Annotated in this window: 26 protein-coding genes, 1 tRNA gene and 1 pseudogene; 18 read left to right on the plus strand and 10 right to left on the minus strand. The window is 67.5% G+C overall.

Annotation, left to right across the window (positions count from 1 at the left end):
- Nucleotides 1-2 precede the first annotated feature (2 nt).
- The 5 genes and pseudogenes from BHQ18_RS12510 (at nt 3) to rph (ending at nt 4142) form a co-directional block, all read left to right on the plus strand.
- Nucleotides 3-977, plus strand: a complete 975-nt coding sequence (locus BHQ18_RS12510) for a cysteine synthase (RefSeq protein WP_069413945.1) — start codon at nt 3-5, stop codon at nt 975-977.
- Entirely contained in the window at nt 968-1657 is a 690-nt protein-coding gene (locus BHQ18_RS12515) for a rhomboid family intramembrane serine protease (RefSeq protein WP_069413946.1), read from the plus strand. Before BHQ18_RS12510 ends, BHQ18_RS12515 begins: the two co-directional genes overlap by 10 nt.
- Before the next feature lie 8 nt (nt 1658-1665).
- Nucleotides 1666-2487: a glutamate racemase gene (murI, locus tag BHQ18_RS12520; protein ID WP_069414139.1), complete on the plus strand. Its 822-nt coding sequence runs from the start codon at nt 1666-1668 to the stop codon at nt 2485-2487.
- 58 nt (nt 2488-2545) lie between these two features.
- Nucleotides 2546-3321 (plus strand): annotated as a pseudogene (locus BHQ18_RS12525) (cyclic nucleotide-degrading phosphodiesterase).
- Nucleotides 3322-3359: 38 nt separating this feature from the next.
- Complete coding sequence (rph, locus tag BHQ18_RS12530) at nt 3360-4142, plus strand: ribonuclease PH (protein ID WP_069413947.1); 783 nt, start codon at nt 3360-3362, stop codon at nt 4140-4142.
- Here rph and BHQ18_RS12535 read toward each other — a convergent pair.
- On the minus strand, nt 4139-4405 hold the full coding sequence (locus BHQ18_RS12535; protein ID WP_069413948.1) for a helix-turn-helix domain-containing protein: 267 nt from the start codon (nt 4403-4405) through the stop codon (nt 4139-4141). The two genes, rph and BHQ18_RS12535, sit on opposite strands and share 4 nt — an antisense overlap.
- 91 nt (nt 4406-4496) lie before the next feature.
- Here BHQ18_RS12535 and map point away from each other — a divergent pair, with 91 nt between their 5' ends.
- The 3 genes from map to BHQ18_RS12550 are packed head-to-tail and all read left to right on the plus strand — an operon-like array spanning nt 4497 to nt 7400.
- The gene (map, locus tag BHQ18_RS12540; protein WP_069414140.1) at nt 4497-5267 is read left to right on the plus strand and encodes a type I methionyl aminopeptidase; all 771 of its coding nucleotides are present in this window, start codon (nt 4497-4499) and stop codon (nt 5265-5267) included.
- Between the two features lie 18 nt (nt 5268-5285).
- Nucleotides 5286-5894, plus strand: a complete 609-nt coding sequence (rdgB, locus tag BHQ18_RS12545) for an RdgB/HAM1 family non-canonical purine NTP pyrophosphatase (RefSeq protein WP_069413949.1) — start codon at nt 5286-5288, stop codon at nt 5892-5894.
- Between the two features lie 48 nt (nt 5895-5942).
- Nucleotides 5943-7400, plus strand: coding sequence for an MFS transporter (locus BHQ18_RS12550; protein WP_069413950.1), 1458 nt, complete (start codon nt 5943-5945; stop codon nt 7398-7400).
- Here the strand turns inward: BHQ18_RS12550 and BHQ18_RS12555 are convergent.
- Nucleotides 7378-7707, minus strand: coding sequence for a DUF3817 domain-containing protein (locus tag BHQ18_RS12555; RefSeq protein WP_069413951.1), 330 nt, complete (start codon nt 7705-7707; stop codon nt 7378-7380). The two genes, BHQ18_RS12550 and BHQ18_RS12555, sit on opposite strands and share 23 nt — an antisense overlap.
- Complete coding sequence (locus tag BHQ18_RS12560; protein ID WP_084294036.1) at nt 7704-8084, minus strand: hypothetical protein; 381 nt, start codon at nt 8082-8084, stop codon at nt 7704-7706. The genes BHQ18_RS12555 and BHQ18_RS12560 overlap by 4 nt, the downstream gene beginning before the upstream one ends.
- 92 nt (nt 8085-8176) lie before the next feature.
- On the opposite strand from BHQ18_RS12560, the gene BHQ18_RS12565 reads away from it, so the two are divergent.
- A tRNA-Leu gene (locus BHQ18_RS12565) sits at nt 8177-8259 on the plus strand.
- Nucleotides 8260-8268: 9 nt separating this feature from the next.
- On the opposite strand, the gene BHQ18_RS12570 is transcribed toward BHQ18_RS12565, so the two are convergent.
- The 3 genes from BHQ18_RS12570 to BHQ18_RS12580 all read right to left on the minus strand — a co-directional run bounded on the left by BHQ18_RS12570 (nt 8269) and on the right by BHQ18_RS12580 (nt 9414).
- Nucleotides 8269-8760: an SRPBCC family protein gene (locus BHQ18_RS12570; RefSeq protein ID WP_069413953.1), complete on the minus strand. Its 492-nt coding sequence runs from the start codon at nt 8758-8760 to the stop codon at nt 8269-8271.
- A gap of 45 nt (nt 8761-8805) precedes the next feature.
- Nucleotides 8806-9024, minus strand: coding sequence for a hypothetical protein (locus BHQ18_RS12575; RefSeq protein WP_069413954.1), 219 nt, complete (start codon nt 9022-9024; stop codon nt 8806-8808).
- Between the two features lie 84 nt (nt 9025-9108).
- A complete protein-coding gene (locus BHQ18_RS12580) occupies nt 9109-9414 on the minus strand; it encodes a WhiB family transcriptional regulator (RefSeq protein ID WP_109789274.1) in 306 nt (101 codons plus the stop codon).
- A 127-nt stretch (nt 9415-9541) separates the two neighbouring features.
- Here BHQ18_RS12580 and BHQ18_RS12585 point away from each other — a divergent pair, with 127 nt between their 5' ends.
- Nucleotides 9542-10168 (plus strand): TetR/AcrR family transcriptional regulator, encoded by a 627-nt coding sequence (locus BHQ18_RS12585; protein WP_069413955.1) that lies wholly within the window; start codon nt 9542-9544, stop codon nt 10166-10168.
- A 3-nt stretch (nt 10169-10171) separates the two neighbouring features.
- Here the strand turns inward: BHQ18_RS12585 and BHQ18_RS12590 are convergent, their stop codons facing one another.
- Nucleotides 10172-11035, minus strand: a complete 864-nt coding sequence (locus BHQ18_RS12590) for an AraC family transcriptional regulator (RefSeq protein ID WP_069413956.1) — start codon at nt 11033-11035, stop codon at nt 10172-10174.
- Between the two features lie 25 nt (nt 11036-11060).
- Between BHQ18_RS12590 and BHQ18_RS12595 the strand changes: the two genes are divergently transcribed.
- Nucleotides 11061-12323 carry an amidohydrolase family protein gene (locus BHQ18_RS12595; protein ID WP_069413957.1) on the plus strand — a complete coding sequence of 421 codons (1263 nt, stop codon included), beginning with the start codon at nt 11061-11063 and terminating at the stop codon, nt 12321-12323.
- Nucleotides 12324-12329: 6 nt separating this feature from the next.
- On the opposite strand, the gene BHQ18_RS12600 is transcribed toward BHQ18_RS12595, so the two are convergent.
- From BHQ18_RS12600 to BHQ18_RS12610, 3 genes are read right to left on the minus strand one after another with little or no spacing between them, the layout of a single operon-like run.
- A complete protein-coding gene (locus BHQ18_RS12600; RefSeq protein WP_131815682.1) occupies nt 12330-12557 on the minus strand; it encodes a hypothetical protein in 228 nt (75 codons plus the stop codon).
- The gene (locus BHQ18_RS12605) at nt 12554-13627 is read right to left on the minus strand and encodes an NAD(P)H-dependent amine dehydrogenase family protein (RefSeq protein ID WP_069413959.1); all 1074 of its coding nucleotides are present in this window, start codon (nt 13625-13627) and stop codon (nt 12554-12556) included. Before BHQ18_RS12605 ends, BHQ18_RS12600 begins: the two co-directional genes overlap by 4 nt.
- 17 nt (nt 13628-13644) lie before the next feature.
- On the minus strand, nt 13645-14433 hold the full coding sequence (locus tag BHQ18_RS12610) for an SDR family NAD(P)-dependent oxidoreductase (protein WP_069413960.1): 789 nt from the start codon (nt 14431-14433) through the stop codon (nt 13645-13647).
- 74 nt (nt 14434-14507) lie between these two features.
- Between BHQ18_RS12610 and BHQ18_RS12615 the strand changes: the two genes are divergently transcribed.
- From BHQ18_RS12615 to BHQ18_RS12640, 7 genes are all read left to right on the plus strand, one after another.
- On the plus strand, nt 14508-15107 hold the full coding sequence (locus BHQ18_RS12615) for a TetR family transcriptional regulator (RefSeq protein ID WP_069413961.1): 600 nt from the start codon (nt 14508-14510) through the stop codon (nt 15105-15107).
- A gap of 109 nt (nt 15108-15216) precedes the next feature.
- Complete coding sequence (locus tag BHQ18_RS12620) at nt 15217-15864, plus strand: hypothetical protein (protein ID WP_109789282.1); 648 nt, start codon at nt 15217-15219, stop codon at nt 15862-15864.
- Between the two features lie 62 nt (nt 15865-15926).
- Nucleotides 15927-16529, plus strand: a complete 603-nt coding sequence (locus tag BHQ18_RS12625) for a TetR/AcrR family transcriptional regulator (RefSeq protein WP_069413962.1) — start codon at nt 15927-15929, stop codon at nt 16527-16529.
- Nucleotides 16530-16686: 157 nt separating this feature from the next.
- Nucleotides 16687-18219: a nitric oxide reductase activation protein NorD gene (locus BHQ18_RS12630; RefSeq protein ID WP_069413963.1), complete on the plus strand. Its 1533-nt coding sequence runs from the start codon at nt 16687-16689 to the stop codon at nt 18217-18219.
- Nucleotides 18220-18250: 31 nt separating this feature from the next.
- The gene (locus BHQ18_RS12635) at nt 18251-19054 is read left to right on the plus strand and encodes a CbbQ/NirQ/NorQ/GpvN family protein (protein ID WP_069413964.1); all 804 of its coding nucleotides are present in this window, start codon (nt 18251-18253) and stop codon (nt 19052-19054) included.
- A gap of 15 nt (nt 19055-19069) precedes the next feature.
- Complete coding sequence (locus BHQ18_RS30755) at nt 19070-19198, plus strand: hypothetical protein (RefSeq protein ID WP_264010335.1); 129 nt, start codon at nt 19070-19072, stop codon at nt 19196-19198.
- Nucleotides 19183-19884, plus strand: coding sequence for a hypothetical protein (locus tag BHQ18_RS12640; RefSeq protein ID WP_069413965.1), 702 nt, complete (start codon nt 19183-19185; stop codon nt 19882-19884). The genes BHQ18_RS30755 and BHQ18_RS12640 overlap by 16 nt, the downstream gene beginning before the upstream one ends.
- The last annotated feature ends 12 nt before the right edge of the window (nt 19885-19896 follow it).

Genomic DNA, 19896 nt, shown 5'->3' on the forward strand with positions numbered 1-19896 from the left:
CCTTGGCGCGCTACGACTCGCTGCTGCGCGCGCTGGGCGACACCCCGCTGGTCGGGCTGCAGCGGTTGTCGCCGCGGTGGGACGACGACACCGACGGCGCCCCACACGTGCGGTTGTGGGCCAAGCTCGAGGACCGCAACCCGACCGGTTCCATCAAGGACCGGCCCGCGTTGCGGATGATCGAGGAGGCCGAGAAGCAGGGGCGGCTGTCGCCGGGCGCGACGATCCTGGAACCGACGAGCGGCAACACCGGCATCTCGCTGGCCATGGCGGCGCTGCTCAAGGGCTACCAGATGATCTGCGTCATGCCGGAGAACACGTCGATCGAGCGGCGCCAACTGCTCGAGCTCTACGGCGCGCGCATCATCTACTCGCCGGCCGAGGGCGGATCGAACACCGCGGTCGCGCACGCCAAGGAGTTGGCGCTGCAGAACCCGTCGTGGGTGATGCTCTACCAGTACGGCAACGAGGCGAACTCACTGTCGCACTACGAGAGCACCGGTCCCGAGCTGCTGACCGACCTGCCCGAGATCACGCACTTCGTCGCCGGCCTCGGCACCACCGGAACCCTGATGGGTACGGGCCGGTTCCTGCGCGAACGCAAACCTGACGTCAAGATCGTCGCGGCCGAACCTCGTTACGGCGAAGGGGTTTACGCGCTGCGCAACATCGACGAGGGGTTCATCCCGGAGCTGTACGACCCCGAGGTGTTGACGACACGGTTCTCGGTGGGGTCCTACGACGCGATCCGGCGCACCCGCGACCTGGTTCAGGTCGAGGGGATCTTTGCCGGGATCTCCACCGGCGCCGTGCTGCACGCGGCGCTGGGCATGGCCGCCAAAGCGGTCAAGGCCGGTGAGCAGGCCGACATCGCGTTCGTGGTGGCCGACGCGGGGTGGAAGTATCTGTCCACCGGTGCCTACGCCGGTAGCCTGGATGACGCCGAAGACGCGTTGGAAGGGCAGCTATGGGCTTGAGCGGTCCGGGATACGGACATCCCGCCGCGACACCGGGGCCGAAGAAGCGGCCCGCGTGGGTGGTCGGCGGCGCGACGGTGCTCAGCTTCGTCGCGCTGCTGTGGGTGATCGAACTGTTCGACGCCCTGTCCGACCACAGCCTCGACGACAACGGGATCCGGCCGCTGGAGACCGACGGGCTGACGGGAATCCTGTTCGCGCCGCTGCTGCACTCGAATTGGGATCACCTGATCGCCAACACCGTTCCGGCACTCGTGCTCGGCTTCCTGATGACGTTGGCGGGGCTGGCGCGGTTCATCTACGCGACGGCCATCGTGTGGATCCTCGGCGGGCTGGGCACGTGGTTGATCGGCAACGTCGGCATGCACTGCCCGTATGTGGGGGTGCCGTGCCAGGCCAACCACATCGGGGCCTCGGGGCTGATCTTCGGCTGGCTGGCCTTCCTCATCGTGTTCGGGTTCTTCACCCGCAACGCGTGGGAGATCGTCATCGGCGTGATCGTGCTGCTGGTCTACGGCAGCGTCCTGCTCGGCGTGCTGCCCGGTACCCCGGGCGTGTCGTGGCAGGGTCATCTCAGCGGCGCAGTCGCCGGGGTGATCGCGGCGTATCTGCTCTCCGGTCCGGAACGCAAGGCGCGGGAACGACGCAGGGGCCCGGCCAACCCGTACCTCACGACGTGACGGCGGAGGTGTCCGCCGACGCCCCCGTCGGCATCTTCGATTCCGGTGTCGGCGGGCTGACGGTCGCGCGCGCGATCATCGACCAGCTGCCCGACGAGAACATCGTCTACGTCGGCGACACCGGCAACGGCCCATACGGACCGCTACCGATCGCCGAGGTCCGCGCCCACGCGCTGGCCATCGGCGACGACCTCGTCGAGCGCGGGGTCAAAGCGCTTGTCATCGCGTGTAATACGGCGTCGGCGGCGTGCCTGCGCGACGCCCGCGAACGGTACGCACCGGTGCCCGTCGTCGAAGTGATCCTGCCCGCCGTGCGGCGCGCGGTCGCGGCCACCCGCACGGGGCGCATCGGTGTCATCGGCACCGCCGCCACCATCGCCTCCGGCGCGTACCAGGACGCGTTTGCGGCGGCGCGCGACACCGAGGTGATCGGGGTGGCCTGCCCCCGGTTCGTCGACTTCGTCGAGCGCGGGGTGACCAGCGGACGCCAGGTGCTCGGACTGGCCGAGGGCTACCTGGAACCACTGCAACGCGCTCAGGTCGACACCCTGGTGCTGGGCTGCACGCACTATCCGATGCTGTCGGGTTTGATCCAGCTGGCGATGGGCGAGAACGTGACGCTGGTGTCCAGCGCCGAGGAGACCGCCAAGGACTTGCTTCGCGTGCTGACCCAACTCGATTTGCTGCGGCCGCACGGCGGTGTGCCGGCACGCCGACTGTTCGAGGCAACCGGCGACCCCGACGCGTTCACCGCGCTGGCCGCGCGTTTCCTCGGCCCGACACTCGACGGCGTTCGCCCTGTTCAACGTCACTCCGGCGCCGCAAGATGATTTCCGTCGCGCAAACCGGCGATGTTTTCGTCACGAGGTTCTGGGGCATGGCAAGCTAGTGGGCGTGCGAATCACCGTGCTCGGTTGCTCCGGCAGTGTTGTCGGGCCTGATTCGCCGGCGTCCGGATATCTCGTGACGGCTCCCGATACTCCGCCGTTGGTGCTCGATTTCGGCGGTGGTGTGCTGGGCGCGCTGCAGCGCCACGCCGACCCCAACGACGTCCACGTTCTGCTGTCGCACCTGCACGCCGACCACTGCCTCGATCTGCCGGGACTGTTCGTGTGGCGGCGCTACCACCCGTCGCCCGCGCAGGAGCGCGGCGTGCTGTACGGCCCGGCCAACACCTGGGCGCGTCTGGGCGCGGCGTCCTCGCCCGAGGGCGGCGAGGTCGACGACTTCACCGACATCTTCGAGATCCGCCACTGGGTCGACACGGGGAAGTCACCATCGGGTCGCTGACGGTCGTCCCGAAACTTGTTTGCCATCCGACCGAGTCGTACGGCATGCGGATCACCGATCCGGACGGCGCCACGTTGGTCTACAGCGGCGACACCGGGTACTGCGAACAACTCATCGACCTGGCCCGCGACGCCGACGTCTTCCTCTGTGAGGCGTCCTGGACGCATTCGCCGGACCGGCCGCCGCGGCTGCACCTGTCGGGCACCGAGGCGGGGCGCGCCGCCGCCGAGGCCGGTGTCCGCGAACTGCTGCTGACCCACATCCCGCCGTGGACGTCGCGCGAGGACGTCATCAGCGAGGCCAAGGCCGAGTTCGACGGGCCGGTGCACGCGGTGGTGTGCAATGAGACCTTTGAGGTCAGGCGCGCAGCGTAGGTTCTGACGGGTCAGGCCGAGCCGATAGGGTTGACGCCGTGTCCGCAAGAGAAGACGGTCGGTCCGACGACGAACTGAGACCGGTCCGGATAACCCGGGGCTTCACCACCCACCCGGCAGGGTCGGTGCTCGTGGAGTTCGGCGAAACCCGCGTCATGTGTACGGCCAGCGTCAACGAGGGTGTGCCGCGCTGGCGCAAGGGTTCCGGGCAGGGGTGGCTGACGGCCGAGTACGCGATGCTGCCCGCCGCCACCCACGAGCGCTCCGACCGCGAATCGGTCAAAGGCCGGGTCGGCGGCCGCACACAGGAGATCAGCCGGCTGGTCGGCCGGTCACTGCGGGCGTGCATCGACCTGGCTGCGCTGGGCGAGAACACGATCGCGATCGACTGCGATGTGCTGCAGGCCGACGGCGGCACCCGCACCGCGGCGATCACCGGGGCCTACGTCGCTCTCGCCGACGCGGTGACCTATCTGTCCGCAGCGGGCAAGCTGTCCGATCCGCGGCCGCTGTCGTGCGCGATCGCCGCGGTGAGCGTCGGGGTCGTCGACGGCCGCATCCGCGTCGACCTGCCCTACACCGAGGACTCGCGCGCCGAGGTCGACATGAACGTCGTCGCCACCGACACCGGGACCCTCGTCGAGATCCAGGGCACCGGCGAAGGCGCCACGTTCCCGCGCTCGACGCTGGACAAGATGCTCGACGCCGCGATGGCCGCCTGCGAGAAGATATTCGAAATCCAGCGCAGCGCACTGGAATTGCCGTACCCGGGGGTGCTGCCGGAACCGACGACGCCGCCGAAGAAGGCGTTCGGCAGCTAGCCGGTGTCCTGAAGGTCCAGTGTCGGCAGGCACAACCGGGCGAGTTCGTCGAGCGGGATCTCCAGCACCGCCGCGAGTGCGGCCACGGTCGTGAACGCCGGGGTGGCCAGGCGTCCGGTCTCGATCTTGCGCAGGGTCTCCGGCGAGATCGATGCGGCCCGGGCCACTTCGGCCGGCTTGCGGTCGCCCCTGGCCTGCCGGAGGTAGGCGCCGAGCCGTTTACCGACCGCGCGCTGCTGCGGAGTCAGGGGTGAACGGACCATGTCCTGCAGGATACGTCAGCGCGGTATGAAAATACCGGCCTCCTGGTCTAGGGTGGTATTTCTATACCGCCCGACGCCGCGGAGGATGCACATGCTGGAGTTGAAAACGCCGCGCGAAGTCGACGCGATGCGGATCACCGGTGGCTTCGTCGCCGAGGTGCTCGACGATCTGCAGGCGCGCGCCCGCGTGGGAACGAACCTGCTCGACCTCGAGCAGCGGGCCCGGGACATGGTTGCCGAGCGCGGCGCGGTGTCGTGTTACTGGGACTACGCCCCGTCCTTCGGTCGCGGACCGTTCCGCAACGTGATCTGTCTGTCGGTCAACGACGCTGTGCTGCACGGCCTGCCGCACGACTACACCCTGCGCGACGGGGACCTGCTCAGCATGGACATGGCGGTTTCGATCGACGGGTGGGTCGCCGACGCGGCGCGCAGCATCATCGTCGGGACACCACGCGCACAGGATCAACGCCTGATCGAGGCCACCGAACGCGCGCTGGCCGCCGGCATCGCGGCCGCGCGGCCCGGTGGCCGGCTGGGCGACGTCTCGGCGGCCATCGGTGCGGTCGCCGCGCAGTACGGCTATCCGGTCAACACCGACTTCGGCGGTCACGGTCTGGGCCGCACCATGCACGAGGATCCGCACGTGCCGAATTTCGGGCGGGCCGGGCGCGGCCTCAAACTGCGGCCCGGTCTCACGCTCGCACTCGAGCCGTGGTTCGCTTCGGGCACCGACAAGATCGTCTACGGCCCCGACGGGTGGACGATCCGATCGGCGGACGGATCGCGCACCGCCCACAGTGAACACACCATCGCGATCACCGACGGAGACGCGCTGGTCCTGACGCGACGCGCGGCATGAGCTCGTGAGGAGGAGTCGATGACCCGGGTGCTGGTGGCCAGCCGAAACGCCAAGAAGCTGGCCGAGTTACAGCGGGTGCTCGACGCCGCCGGCATCTCGGGGCTGGACCTCGTCTCGCTCGACGACGTGCCCGCGTTCGACGAGGCGCCCGAGACCGGAGCGACCTTCGAGGACAACGCGTTGGCCAAGGCGCGCGACGCGCACGCCGCCACCGGCCTGCCCGCCATCGCCGACGACTCGGGGTTGGAGGTCAGCGCACTCAACGGGATGCCGGGCGTGCTGTCGGCACGGTGGTCCGGGCAGCACGGAAACGACGCCGAGAACACCCGACTGCTGTTGGCCCAGTTGACCGACGTGCCTGACGAGCGCCGGAGCGCGGCGTTCGTGTCGGCGTGCGCGCTCGTCGACGACGGGGCCGCGGTCGTCGTGCGGGGGGAGTGGCCCGGCAGCATCGCCCGCGAACCCCGCGGCGACGGCGGATTCGGTTACGACCCGGTGTTCGTGCCCACCGGTTCGTCGCGCACCGCCGCCGAACTGCGCCCCGACGAGAAGGACGCGGCGTCGCACCGGGGCCGGGCGCTGGCGGCGTTGCTGCCCGCACTGCGGGAGTTGGCCGCTCGCGGGTGAGGCCGGCGCAAATTTTGTCTAGCCGGACTAATCGGTAGCATCCCCGAGGTGCGTCGCTCCGCTGCCCCGTCCGAGACCGAGCGCACCCGTCACCCCGCCGTCCTGATCGCGGTGCTGGCCGCCGCGGGCATCAGCGTCTCGCTGATGCAGACGCTGATGATCCCGTTGATCCCCGAACTTCCGGTGCTGCTGCACACCGGCCCCGCCAACGCTTCGTGGACGATCACCGCGACGCTGTTGGTGGGCGCGGTCGCCACACCCGTGTTCGGTCGCCTCGGCGACCTGTACGGTCCCAGGCCGATCCTGATCGCGTGCGCGGCGCTACTGACGGCGGGCTCGCTGCTGGCGGCGGTGACCAGCGAGTTGTTGCCGCTGATCGTCGGCAGGGGACTGCAGGGCTTCGGCCTGCCGATCATCCCGCTGGGCATCAGCGTGCTGCGCGCCGCGGTGCCACCGGAAAGAGTCGGCGCGGCAATGGGTTTGATGAGCTCATCGCTCGGCGTCGGCGGCGCGATGGGGCTGCCGCTGTCGGCGATCATCGCCCAGAACTTCGACTGGCATATGTTGTTCTGGGTGTCGGCCGGCCTGGGCGCCGGGGCGCTGCTGCTGTTCGCGTTCCTGGTCCCGCACATCCCGGCCAGTTCGTCTGAGCGCCTCGACCCGCTGGGTGCGCTGGGACTGGCGGCCGGGCTGAGCGCGCTGCTGGTGGCGATCACCAAGGGCTCGGGCTGGGGCTGGACCAGCGCCATGACGCTCGGGTTGTTCGCCGCATCCGCGGTGATCTTCGTGCTGTTCGGGGTCTGGCAGTTCCGGGTCCCGTCCCCGACGGTCGACCTGCGCACGACGATCCGCCGGCCGGTGCTCACGACGAACCTCGCGTCGATCGCGGTGGGATTCTCGCTGTTCGCGATGTCGCTGATCGCCCCGCAGATCCTCGAACTGCCGCTGGAGACGGGATACGGACTGGGTCAGTCCCTGCTCACCACCGGGCTGTGGATGGCACCCGGCGGCCTGACCATGATGCTGGTCTCGCCGGTGGCCGCGCGGATCGCCGGCACGCGTGGGCCGCGGTTCACGCTGATCGTGGGTTCGGCGATCGTCGCAGGCGGTTATCTGGCGGGCCTGTTTCTGATGAACAGCGCCTGGCAGTTGTGTGTGTTCAACGTGCTGGTCAGCGTCGGCGTCGGGTTCGCGTTCTCGTCACTGCCCGCGCTGATCAACGCCGCGGTGCCCGTCTCGGAGACCGCGGCCGCCAACGGGATCAACGCGCTGGCCCGCTCGCTGGGCACCTCGATCTCCAGCGCGGTCATCGGCGCGGTGCTGGCGGGGATGACCATCACGGTCGCGGGCCACGAGGTGCCCTCGCTCGCGGGTCTTCAGGCGGCGCTGATCATCGCGGCCAGCGCGGCAGCGCTCGCCGCGCTCATCGCGCTGGCCATCCCGAAGCCGGCGCCCGGCGAGGACGGTGCACAGCGCAAGCTGGCTACAGCCCGTAGCGCTCCTTGATCTCCTTGGTCTGAACCTGCTCGACGATGATGCCGACGAGCGGGATGGTGCCGGCCAGCAGCACGCCCACGGTCTTGGCGATGGGCCAGCGCACCTTGACCGCGAGGTTGGCGGTGAACAGCAGGTAGACGAAGTACACCCAGCCGTGCACCACCGCGATCCAGTTCAGGCCCTCCACGTGGTAGACGTACTTCATCACCATCTCGTAGCACAGGGCGATGAGCCAGATGCCGGTCATCCAGGCGAGCGCGCGGTAGCCGGTGAGCGCCTTGCGGATCTCGCCGGAGGTGATCGACGGTTCGGTCATGGGGCGGGGTGTTCCTTATCTTTCTTCGCGAGTTCGGCCAGATAGGCGTTGTACTCGCGTAGTGCGGGGTCGTCGACGGATTCTTCGGATCGTGTTGCGGCGGTTGGCTTCTGCGGCAGCAACCCCTCGGGGATCTCGGTGACGTCCTCGCGGCTCGGCGGGGCAGGCGGGGCGTCCTCGTAGCGCACGAACTTGTAGTAGGCGTACACCACGAATCCGGCGAACATGGGCCACTGCAGCGCGTATCCGAGGTTCTGGAAGCTGCCGGAGTGCGACTCGAATCGGGTCCACTGCCACCACGCGAGCGCCAGACACCCAGCGGCACCCAGGACCACCAGCGCGATGAGCGCTGGTCTCCTACGTCGTGTAGTGGACACCTTCCAACGGTACCGTGACGCTCATCTCCCGACGAATTCGTCGGCCCGAGCCCGGCGGGACGGTTCGGTCCAGACGGTACGATCGGCACGCTGCGGGCGTGGCGAAATGGCAGACGCGCGGTCTTTAGGTGTCCGTGCTCGAAAGAGCGTGGGGGTTCGAGTCCCCCCGCCCGCACAACGGCGATCAGGTCTTCGCGAAGTAGCCCACGCCGCCGGCCGGAATCCGGCCGAAGCCGGCCTTCAGCAGCGGCGCCATGATCTTCACCGGCAGAGCGACGGCGTTCTTCGGTTCGATGGCCACGACCCAGGTGAACCGCGTCTGGTCGCCGTCGGGTTCGATCAGGTAGTCCTCGGCGAAGCGCTTGAAGGCCGGCAGCGTCGACTCGTAGACGTAGAAGGAATGATTGCGGCCGTCGTCCCAGCGAAAATACCGCTCGCGCATCGTGGCTCCGCCGGGCGCCACCACGTCGCGGGTGGTGCCGACACCGAACGGACGCGGTGAGGTCCACGTCACGCTTCGGATGGACGGTCCCCACGCGGCCAGCGACTCGTCGGAGGTCAACGACTCCCAGACCTTCTCCGGCGGTGCGGCGAACAGCTTCTCGTAGCGGAACACGTGAGGAGCCGAGGCGAGGAAGTCAGCGTCGGCCGGCTCGAGCGGATACCAGCGCGTCATAGCTGCTCATCATGGCAGCCGACGAGGCATCCGACACGGCGTCGGTCAGGTGTCCCGGCTCTGCACGGCGAAGCAGATCAGGCTCGAGACGAAGCTGAGTGAGGCGATCGCCCCGGACACCGCGGCCAGCGCCGTATCGGAGGCGCCCCAGCTGGCCAGGCACACTGCGACGGCGATCACCGCGGTGACGATCAGGAACAGGCCCGTCGTGGCGAGGGCTTCGACGGACGGGTTGTCGGCGGGGGCGAGGGCGTGCTCGCGCATCGGTTCTCCTTGGTGCGCAGGATTTGTTGCGCGGAGATTGCCCGCTGCTGACGGCGACGAAACCCAGGGTGGCGCGAATGCGCCTCAGCTCACGTTTCGGACCGGGAAGCCGTTGCGCTCGGCCAGAGACTGAAGTTGCCGCAACGCGAACTGCCGGGCCCGCCCAGTATTCGGAATGTAGATACCGGCCCACAGCCCCACCGCGCCCGGTGTCTGGCAGGCGTCCTGCGCACACAGCCATCGCCTCGGGCATGCCCGGCACAGCTCCTTGGCGCCTTCGTCGGCGCGCGTCATCCACCGGTCCGGATCCTGGATGCACGCGCCCAGCGGGGCCTCATCGGGCGCATCCGGACGAATGGTCCGGGGGATCATCCGATCCTCGGGCGCCATCTGAGTCTCCTTTCGGTTACGAACGCTGCGATTGCCCACTTCGATGACAATACGCGTGTATCGCTTTTTTACGATACAGACGTATTGGATATCGTGAGAAGGTGCACATCCTGAACTGCGGGAATTGATGTCCGCGCCACCGTCGGAGACGGCGTCGGCGGACGACCGGCGATCGAGCGCGGAACGGATCCGTGACGCCGCGCTGAAATGTTTCGCCGCCCGCGGGACGGCGGCCACCTCACTGCGTCTGGTGGCGTCGGAGGCCGGTGTCTCCCTGGGGTTGGTGCAGCACCACTACGCGACGAAGGCCAACCTGATCAAGGCCGTCGACAACCATGTGCTCTCGGTGATGAACAGCTCGCTCGCGCGGCCCATCCCCGATCCGCCCGCCGACTCGATCACCGATGTCGGCAACCGGGTGACCTCGCTGGTCGTCGACGAACCCGACGTAGTCGCCTACGTCGGGCGGGCGCTGACCGACGGCAGCGAGCTGGGTAACCAGTTGTTCGACTCGCTGGCGGCCATCGGCGCGCAGCGGTGGCGGGTTCGCGCCGAGCAGGGGCTGACCCGCGAGGATCTCGACCCGATCTGGGGCACGCTCAACCCGCTGGTGCTCGCGCTGGGCGCGTGGATCCTGCGGTCCCACATCGAGCGCCACCTACCGGAGCCGTTCGAGTCCCCGACCCAACTGCACCGCTGGCAGAACGCGACCGATGCGCTGCTGCGCGAGGGGCAGATGCGGCACGAGCCCTGAGGCTCACAGCGATCCGGTGCCGACCCGCTTGCGGTAGCTGGTCGGCGTCTCGCCGCAGAACTGGGTGAAGGACCGGGTGAACGAGCTGAGGTTGTCGAATCCGACCGTCGTTGCGGTCTCCTGCACGGACTGACCGGGTGCGGCGAGCAACGCCATCGCCTTGAGCATGCGAGCATGCAGAAGGTATGTGCGCCAGGATAATCCGATCGACTCCTGAAAGAGGCGGCGCAACGTGCGCTCGGAAACCGACACCGCCCGGCTGACCTCTTCGGCCGTGACCTTGTCGAGGTGCTCTTTGGTGTAGGCCATCGCCGCCGCGACGATCGGGTGCTCCGAACTCGGCAGGCTCAGCGGCGCCTCGTGGTCGAGCGCTTCGGAGACCAGGTTGGCCAGCGTGCGGAAGAACATCTCGGAGACGCGCTCGTCGTCGGGATCGCCCGATCGGCGGTCGATCGGCCAGCGCAGTGCGTAGATCATCATCTCGCGGATCAGTGGCGAGACCGCAAGGATGCGGGCACGGTCGCCGCCCTGCGGGATCAGCTGCGGGTCGAACATCACCGCGACGGTCTTGACGTCGGGGTTCATCGTCGCCTGGTGTTCGAGCCCGACTGGGATCCAGGCGGCCTGCTGCGGGGGCAGCAGGTAGTGCGCCGAGTCGGTCTCCACCTCGACGACGCCGCCGATCGCGTACTCGATCTGGTGCACTTCATGCGAATGCCAGCCGGTGATCAGCCCGTCGCCCTCGTAGAGATAGCTGCCCGCCAGGGCCTGTCCGCCGCGGCGCAGTTCGATGACACGGCGACTCCTGCCGTCGGCGACGTTGGCCGATTCGGCTAAATGTCTGTCCGATAGCGCAGAGACGGTCACGGCAATAGACGGTACTAGTAGGGATATGAACGTTGACGACCTGATCCTGGTGAGCATCGACGACCACGTGGTGGAACCGCCCGACATGTTCCTGCGGCACGTGCCTGCCAAGTACCGCGACGAGGCCCCGGTCGTGGTGACCGACGACAAGGGCGTCGACCAGTGGATGTACCAGGGTCGACCGCAGGGCGTCAGCGGCCTCAACGCGGTGGTGTCCTGGCCCGCCGAGGAGTGGGGCCGCGATCCGGCCGGCTTCGCCGAGATGCGCCCGGGTGTCTACGACGTGCACGAGCGGGTCCGCGACATGAACCGCAACGGCATCCTCGCCTCGATGTGCTTCCCGACGTTCACGGGATTCTCCGCGCGGCACCTCAACATGACCCGCGAAGAGGTCACGCTGGTGATGGTCTCGGCCTACAACGACTGGCACATCGACGAGTGGGCCGGTTCCTACCCGGACCGCTTCATCCCCATCGCGATCCTGCCGACCTGGTCACCGGAGGGGATGTGCAACGAGATCCGCCGGGTGGCCGCCAAGGGCTGCCGCGCGGTGACCATGCCCGAGCTGCCCCACCTCGAGGGCCTGCCCAGCTACCACGACGAGGACTACTGGGGACCGGTGTTCCGGACGTTGTCCGAGGAGAACGTGGTGATGTGCCTGCACATCGGCACCGGGTTCGGCGCGATCAGCATGGCCCCCAATGCCCCGATCGACAACCTGATCATCCTGGCCACCCAGGTGTCGGCGATGTGCGCCCAGGACCTGCTGTGGGGTCCGGCGATGCGCAACTACCCGGACCTGAAGTTCGCGTTCTCCGAGGGTGGTATCGGCTGGATCCCGTTCTACCTGGATCGGTCCGACCGGCACTACACCAACCAGAAGTGGCTGCGCCGCGACTTCGGCGACAAGCTGCCCTCCGACGTGTTCCGGGAGCACTCGCTGGCCTGCTACGTCACCGACAAGACGTCGCTGAAGCTGCGTCACGAGATCGGCATCGACATCATCGCCTGGGAGTGCGACTATCCGCACTCGGACTGCTTCTGGCCTGATGCGCCCGAGCAGGTCCTCGCCGAGCTGAACGCCGCCGGGGCGTCGGATTCCGACATCGACAAGATCACCTGGCAGAACTCCTGCCGGTTCTTCGGCTGGGATCCGTTCAAGCTGACCCCCAAGGAGCAGGCCACCTCAGGTGCTTTGCGCGCCAAGGCAACCGACGTCGACGTGTCCATCCGCCCGCGTAAGGAGTGGGCGCGGCTCTACGAGCAGAAGCAACTCGCCAAGGCGTGACCTGATTCAGCCCCGGGTGGCGTCGCGCGGGGCATCGCCGAGCCGAATCCGCTGTATCGAGGCCAGAATCGACGCCACCCCGATGCCGACGAACACCACGCTCAGCATCAGGTAGACGAGGCCGCCGTGGGTGAAGAAGGTGTGACCGCGCAGCCCGCCGAGCACGATGGCGAAGATGCCGCCGACGATCAGCCACCGCGCCTGGCGCACGGTGGGCGGCACGAGGCTGCTCACCACACCAGCCCGCGGACCATCTCGGCCGGCGGGATGTCCTCGACGGCGATGATCCCCTGCGGCGCATCGCACACCCAGTCGATGACGTTCACCACCCGCGCGGCGGTGGACAGGCAACCCGCCTCGGTGACGTCCAACGTCGGGTGCGACAGCAGCGTGCTCATCTCGACCCGGGGTTCGCCCTCGACGATGACCTTGTGTACGCCGCTGTGGCTGTCGGGCGGATACTCCCAGTCCGGCGCGGCCGCGGGGGTGAGCCGCGTGGTGTGCTCCACGGTGATCAGCGGGACACCGGCGCGCACACCTTCGGCCGCGAAGCGCACCCCGGCCATGCCGCCCGGCTCGACCGTCATCAGCTTGCACTCGATGCGCCGGTCGGTGTACCACGGCTCGAAACGTTGTGTCACGTCGTCGAGCTCGACGCCGAGATGGTGAGCGATGTTGCGGACCAGCCCGCCGAACATCGTGGTGATGACCCCGGGCTGGAAGGCCATCGCTGTCTCGTCTTCGGCGGTGTTGCCGAATCCCATTGCCGTGCCCGTGTACTCGTAGTCGTCATAGTTGCCGTAGTCGAAGACCTCCTGCACGGTGACCGACTCCGCGCGAGCCACCAGGCTCAGCGCGGCCAGCACCGCGGTGTCCCCGGAGTATCCCGGGTCGATCCCATTGACGTAGAGCGACGAATTGCCTGCCGCGCAGGCCTTTTCCAGCGGATCGCGCAGCCAGTCGTCGATCTGTCGGGGCGTCACCAGCCACACCATCGACGTGCCGACGACGTTGATCCCGGCGGCGAGGAACTTCGCCATCTGCTCGATCGCCTCCATCGGCCGGGTCTCGCCCAGCGCGGTGTAGACCACGCAGTCCGGTTGGAGCGCGATCAGCGCGTCGACGTCGTCTGTGGCGACGACGCCGGTCGGCTCGCCCAGACCGCAGAGTTCGGCGGCGTCGCGGCCGATCTTGTCGGGGTTGGCGGCATGCACTCCGACGAGGTCGAGGTCGGGTCGGCCGATCAGCGCCCGCAGCGAGTGCTGGCCGACGTTACCGGTGGAAAACTGTACTACTCGGCGCATCTCGGTTCTGCTTTCGCTCAGTAGTCGGGAATGGGCAGGGGTGAGTTGTTCGAGTCGATACCGCCGTCGACGTGGAAGATCGCGTTCGTCGCATAGCAGTCGCGGGTGGCCAGATAGACGCACAGCCGCCCGAGATCCTCGACGCTGCCCAGGCGGTGCAGCGGGGTCGCCTCGAGCATCTTGTCGAGCGAGCCCGGCATCATGTCCAGGCTGCCCTGCAGGCCATCGGTGGCGAAGGAGCCCAGCGCGATCGCGTTGACCCTGATCTTGGGTGCCAGCTCCTGCGCCATGGCACGGGTCAACGCCTCCAGCCCACCCTTGGCAGTGCAGTACGCCGTCAACGCCCGGATGCCGAAACGCGCTGAGCCCGAGGAGATGTTGACGATCGAGCCGTGCCCCGCCGTCAGCATGTGTGGCGCGCAGAGCTGGCTCATGATGAACGCCGACGTCACACACCAGTCGAAGGTCAGCCGGAAGTCGTCGTCGGTGATGTCGAGGAACCGTGCGTAGGTGGAACCGCCGACGTTGTTGATCAGGATGTCGATCCGGCCGAATCGGTCCATCGCGGTGCTCACCACGCGCTCACCGTCGGGTCGGCTCATTGCGTCGGCGACCAGGGCCAGGCCGCTACCGCCGGCGTCCTCGATGCCTTTGATCGTCGCGACGATGTCCGACTCGGTGCGCGCGGTTCCGACCACGGTGGCACCGGCCTCCGCGAGCACCCGCGCGATCCCCTGTCCGACGCCTTTACCCGCGCCGGTGACGATCGCCACCTGCCCGGCGAGATTGAACTGCTCCAGCGCCATCCCGACTCCTCCACAAAATTGACTGAAGTCAATCACACATGTCAATACCTGATGTGTGTTGCTATCGTCGGGGCATGGCAGTGGTCGACAAACCCTCAGCGCGTGAAGCTAAACGCCTGCAGACGAGGGAGCGCCTGATGGGGTCCGCCATTGCCGAGTTCAAGCGATCCGGGATGGCCGAGGCCGACGTCGGCGCCATCGTCGCCGCCGCCGGGGTCGCGCACGGCACGTTCTTCTTCCATTTTCCGACCAAACAGCACGTGCTGATCGAACTCGAACGGCGTGAAGAAGAGCGCATCGCCAAACAACTCGGCCGCTACGCCGACGCCGAGCGCAACCTGTCAGAAATCCTCCAAGAGGCTGTGCGACTGGTGCTGGGTCTGGAGCGCCGCCTCGGTGCGGTGTTGTTCAAAGACTTTCTCGCGCTGCACTTCTCTCAGACCCGGCCCGCCGATGAGAGCAACGAGCACCCGGTCATCGTCCGGGTCGCCCAGGAGATCGAGCGTGCCCAGCAGGCCGGTCGGGTGCAGGCCGACGTCAACCCGACCAACAGCGCGGTGTTCTTCCTGCTCGGACTGTATGCACTGTTGACGACCACCCACGAGTGGCCCACCCAGAAATCGATGCTCGACGACTACGTGACCCGGACCCTGCGCGGGATCGAAGCGCACTGAATAGTTGACTGCAGTCAGTCTGGCTGAAAAGCTCACCCCTGGGCTGAACAGGAGGTGACCAGTGGCCATGTCGGCGAACATCGCGGCCGGAAGCGGTCTCGATGACCACATGGAACGTTCGCGCCAGGTGCAACGGCAGGCCGACAAGTGGCTGATCTCGGGCAGCGTGCTGATCGGTACCGCGGCGCTGGGCATCTTCGGTCTGCCGCTGTTCCTGCGCGGGGTGTGGATCCTGCGCCAAGCGCACCGGGAGGGGCTCAGCGTCCGGCCGATGCTGGTGACGCTGCTCGGCTACTGCGTCATCGTCGACGCCGCGATCAACGTGTTCGGTTGGGCGCTCGATCTCGTGGCCCACCATACGATCCTGGCCCGAGTGTTGTTGAACGGCTGGGGCGCAATGTTCGACGCCGGATACTTCTGGCACTACAACGAACTGTGGCTCGGTGGAGCGGCCGGCCCGGGGGAGAAGGCGCTCGAAGTCGGCCTGATCCTCACCGTGTTCTGCATGCGGATCGCCGCGGGCATCGGCTTTTTGCAGATGAAGCGGTGGGGCCACCAGTGGATGATCATCACCTGCTGGATGGGCGTGGTGATCTGGTGCGTCTACGTGTTCAACATGACCATGTACGCCGACGTCCGCTACGCCGGGGTGATCCTGCCCGTGGTCGGGTGGTGGATCTACGACATCTTCTACATCACGCCGTTCCTGGCGATTCCGTACCTGCACTCGGTCAATCGCGAGATCTTCTCGGATTGAACGCAGTTCTACTGACTGAACTCATTGACTTCAGTCAGTAGCTGCGTTACAAAGGGCGGACCATGACCGCACAGGCCAACCCGTCGACGCGCCAAGCGCGCCGACTCCAGACCCGGGAGCGCATCCTCGGCGCGGCGATCGCCGAGTTCAAGCGCTCCGGAATGGCCGGCGCCGACGTCAACACGATCGCGACGGCCGCGGGCGTCGCGCACGGAACCTTCTTCTTCCACTTCCCCAGCAAGGAACACGTGCTCGCCGAACTCGAACGCCGCGAAGAGGCGCGGATCGCCGACGAGTTCGCCGGCTTCCTGCGTCAACGGCACGACCTGGCGACCACCCTGACCGGGCTCGTCGACCTGGTCACCGGCCTGGAGCAGCGGTTCGGGTCAGTTCTATTCAAAGAAATTCTGGCGCTGCACTTCTCGCCGTCCCGCCCGCACAAGGACGAGTGGACCGACCACCCGGTGATCGTGCTTCTGGTAGCCGAGATCGAACGAGCGTGCGGCGACGGCGAAGTCCATCCCGAGGTCGACGCCTTCTACAGTGCCACGTTCTTCCTGCTCGGCATCTACGGGGTGCTCACCACGACCGAAAACCCCGCCACCCGCGACACGATGCTCACCAAGCTGGTGTCGTCTGCCGTCTACGGGCTGGAGGTGCGGTGAGCGGATCGCACAGACAACGACACGACGACGAAGGAGTACTCGATGTGGGCCTGGATCTGGGAGATTCTGCGCTACGTAGGTGCCTGGGGCGGGGCGGCGCTCGTCATCTGGTTCTGGTATTGGATGTTCTCCAGCCTCGGCACGTTCTAGGGTCACGATGACCGAGCTCCCGGATGCGCACGCGCTGGCGATCGAACGTAGCTGCGCGGTCACCGCTTTCGCGCTGAGCGGCCAGCGGCGCGAAGGCGTTCGCCTGGTCACCGGCGAACACCGCCAGTTCAGCCTGAGCGGTGCACTGGACTATGTCCAGGTCCCTTACCCGTCCCTGGCCCGGGACTGGACCCGCCGGACACTGACATGCGGTGTCGCGCTGCAATGCTCGCCTTCAAAGGAGCGCCTGGTCGGCTATCGGCTCAACGAACTCGCCACGCGTGAACTTCGAGCGCTGACCCTCGTCGAGGCGGCTGTCGCGCTCGGCTGGATCGCGGACAACTGGCCGGGGCTGCTGAGCGAAACGCAGCGGGTGGTGCCGGATCTGACCCCGCTTCCGGCCGACATGAGCGCCGAGGACATGCTCGACCGGGCGATCACGATGGCGCGCGGTAATGACCCCCTGATCGTGCCGGCCCTGCTCGGCAGGCTCCCACTGGCCTACACCGTCCCGCAGGGCCTGTCGGACAAGATGCGACGCACGTTCGGCAGAATGCCTTGGACCACAACGCAGAAGAGGCTGCCGCGCCCGTACTCGGTGCCGGTCGGTGGGGACGGCGGGGTGCGCAACCCGAACCTGCCGCCACCGAGCCGCCCCCAGGACAACGACCTCGACGTCACACCCGAACATCGGCCCGGTATCCCGTATCCCGAGTGGAACCAGTGGACCAAGAGCTTCATGCCCGACCACGTCGCGGTGCTGGAACGCCCCCACCCCAGCCGGGATCAACGCCCCGACGCGGCGTCTGCCGATCTGCGCAGATGGTTCTCCGAATACACCCACCGCGCCATGAAGAACCGTCTCGAGGACGGCTCCGATCTCGACGTCGAGCAGTACGTCAGCCACTACATCGATCTGACGACCGGCGAGGCGATCGAACCGCGGATCTTCCGGGAACTGCTGCCCAGCAACCGCGACGTCACGACCGCGCTTCTGCTAGACGGTAGCTCGTCTCTGGGTGTGCACGGCGGGACGATCTTCAAACTCGAACTGGCCTGCGCGGACGCCCTGTCGCGCGCGATGACCCACGCGCGGGAACGACACGGCATCTTCGTGTTCACCGGCAACACCCGCCACCGCGTCGAGGTCAACTGCCTCAAAGATTTCGCCGATCGCCGCTTCGTGCCGCCCAGTCGGCTCGGTCTGTCGGCCGGCGGATACACCCGCCTCGGTGCCCCGCTGCGGCACCTGACCAGCCGGCTCCTCGCCCAGCCGTCCGAGCGTCGGTTGCTCATCGTCATCGGTGACGGCCTCATCTCCGACGAAGGCTACGAAGGTCGCTACGCGTGGGCCGACGCCGCCCACGCCGTCGAGGAGGCCGCCGAGGCGGGCGTGTCGATGTACTACGTCGGCGTCGGCCCCACCCGGGTCGACCCGCTGCCGGAGGTCTTCGGGCCCAAGCGGTCTCAGCGCATCAAGCGCATCGAGGACTTGCCTCGGGTCCTCGCCCACGTCCACCGCGAGCTCGTCGCCGCATGACCGACACCGAATTCAAGGAGCTGCTGCCATCGTGACATCCGACACCTACTACTCGAACGGCAACGAGGTCCAGCTGTTCGAGCAGGCCTACCGCCAGCGGCTGCCGGTGATGCTGACCGGCCCGACCGGTTGCGGAAAGACCCGGCTCGTCGAGCACATGGGGGTGCTGCTGCGCCGGCCGGTCGTGACCATCAGCTGCCACGACGACCTGACCAGCTCCGACCTCGTCGGCCGCTTCATGGTGACCGGAGGGGACGTCGTGTGGACCGACGGGCCGCTGACCCGCGCGGTCAAGGCCGGCGCGATCTGCTACCTGGACGAGGTGGTGGAGGCCCGCCACGACTCGCTGGCGATCCTGCACTCGCTGACCGACCACCGTCGCTCGCTCTATCTGGACCGCGCGGGTGAAGTCGTGCAGGCGCCGGAGAGCTTCATGCTGGTCTGCTCGTACAACCCCGCCTACCGCAGCTCGCTCAAGGAACTCAAACCGTCGTTCCGGCAACGGTTCGTCACGCTGCCGATGGCCTACCTGCCGCCGGACCGCGAGGCCGAGGTGATCGTCGCCGAGGCCGCTGTCGACCCGGCGGTGGCGCGGCGACTGGTCGCGTGCGCCACCGCAATCCGCACGGCCGACGAGGCATTCCACTTCGAGCCGCCGTCAACGCGGGTGCTGGTCACCGCCGCGCACCTGGTCGCCGCGGGCGCCTCCGAACTCGACGCCGCCGAGGCCTGCATCCTGGCGCCGTTGTCCAGCGACGGCGCGGTCACCGACGGCCTGCGCGAAGTGGCGGTCGCCAGCCTGGCCCCCGCCGACACCCCGAACTCAGCGCGTTAGAAAGGAGCGTCCCGCGTGGACCCGAAAGAAAAGCAGCGCAAGAAAGCGCTGATCATCCTGCAGATCGTCATCTACGGCTATCTACTGGCGATGTTCGGAATTCAGCTCTACATGTCGTTCGAACGCGGATGGTGGTCGCTGTGAGCGTCGGTGCGGCCCCGTCGGTCAGCCTCGAAGACCATCACGAAGAATCCCGCCTCGCCCAACGCCGGGCCGACAAGTGGATGATCATCGGCGCCGCGCTGATGGGCATGTGGGCGCCCGGGCTGATCGGCTTCCCGATCTTCATGCGCGGTGTCTGGCTGCAACGGCAGGCCGCGCGCGCCGGGCTGTCGGTGCGGCCGATGATCGTCACGCTCATCGGCTATCTGGTGCTGATCGACGGCATGCTCAACAGCCTCGGCTGGGCGCTGGACCTGGTGGCCAACCACACCCTGATCAACCGGGTGCTGATGATCGGGTGGGGCCACATGTTCGACGCCGCCTACTTCTGGCACTACAACGAGCCGTGGGTCGGCGGTTCCGCGGTGCCGGGTGAGAAGGCGTACGTCGCGGGCCTGATCCTGACCGTGTTCGCTATGCGCTGCGCCGCGGCGATCGGCTTCCTGCAGATGAAACGCTGGGGCCACCAGTGGATGATCATCACCTGCTGGATGGGCGTGGTGATCTGGTGCGCGTACGTGTTCAACATGACGATGTACGCCGACGCCCGGTACGCCGGTGTGCTGTTCCCGGTCATCGGGTGGTGGCTCTACGACATCTTCTACATAACCCCGTTCCTCGCGATCCCGTACCTGCACACGGTCAACCGCGAAATCTTCTCGGACTGAGCAAAAGGAGCA

It is taken from the genome of Mycolicibacterium flavescens (assembly GCF_001722335.1).
GTDB classification, from domain to species: Bacteria; Actinomycetota; Actinomycetes; order Mycobacteriales; family Mycobacteriaceae; genus Mycobacterium; species Mycobacterium flavescens.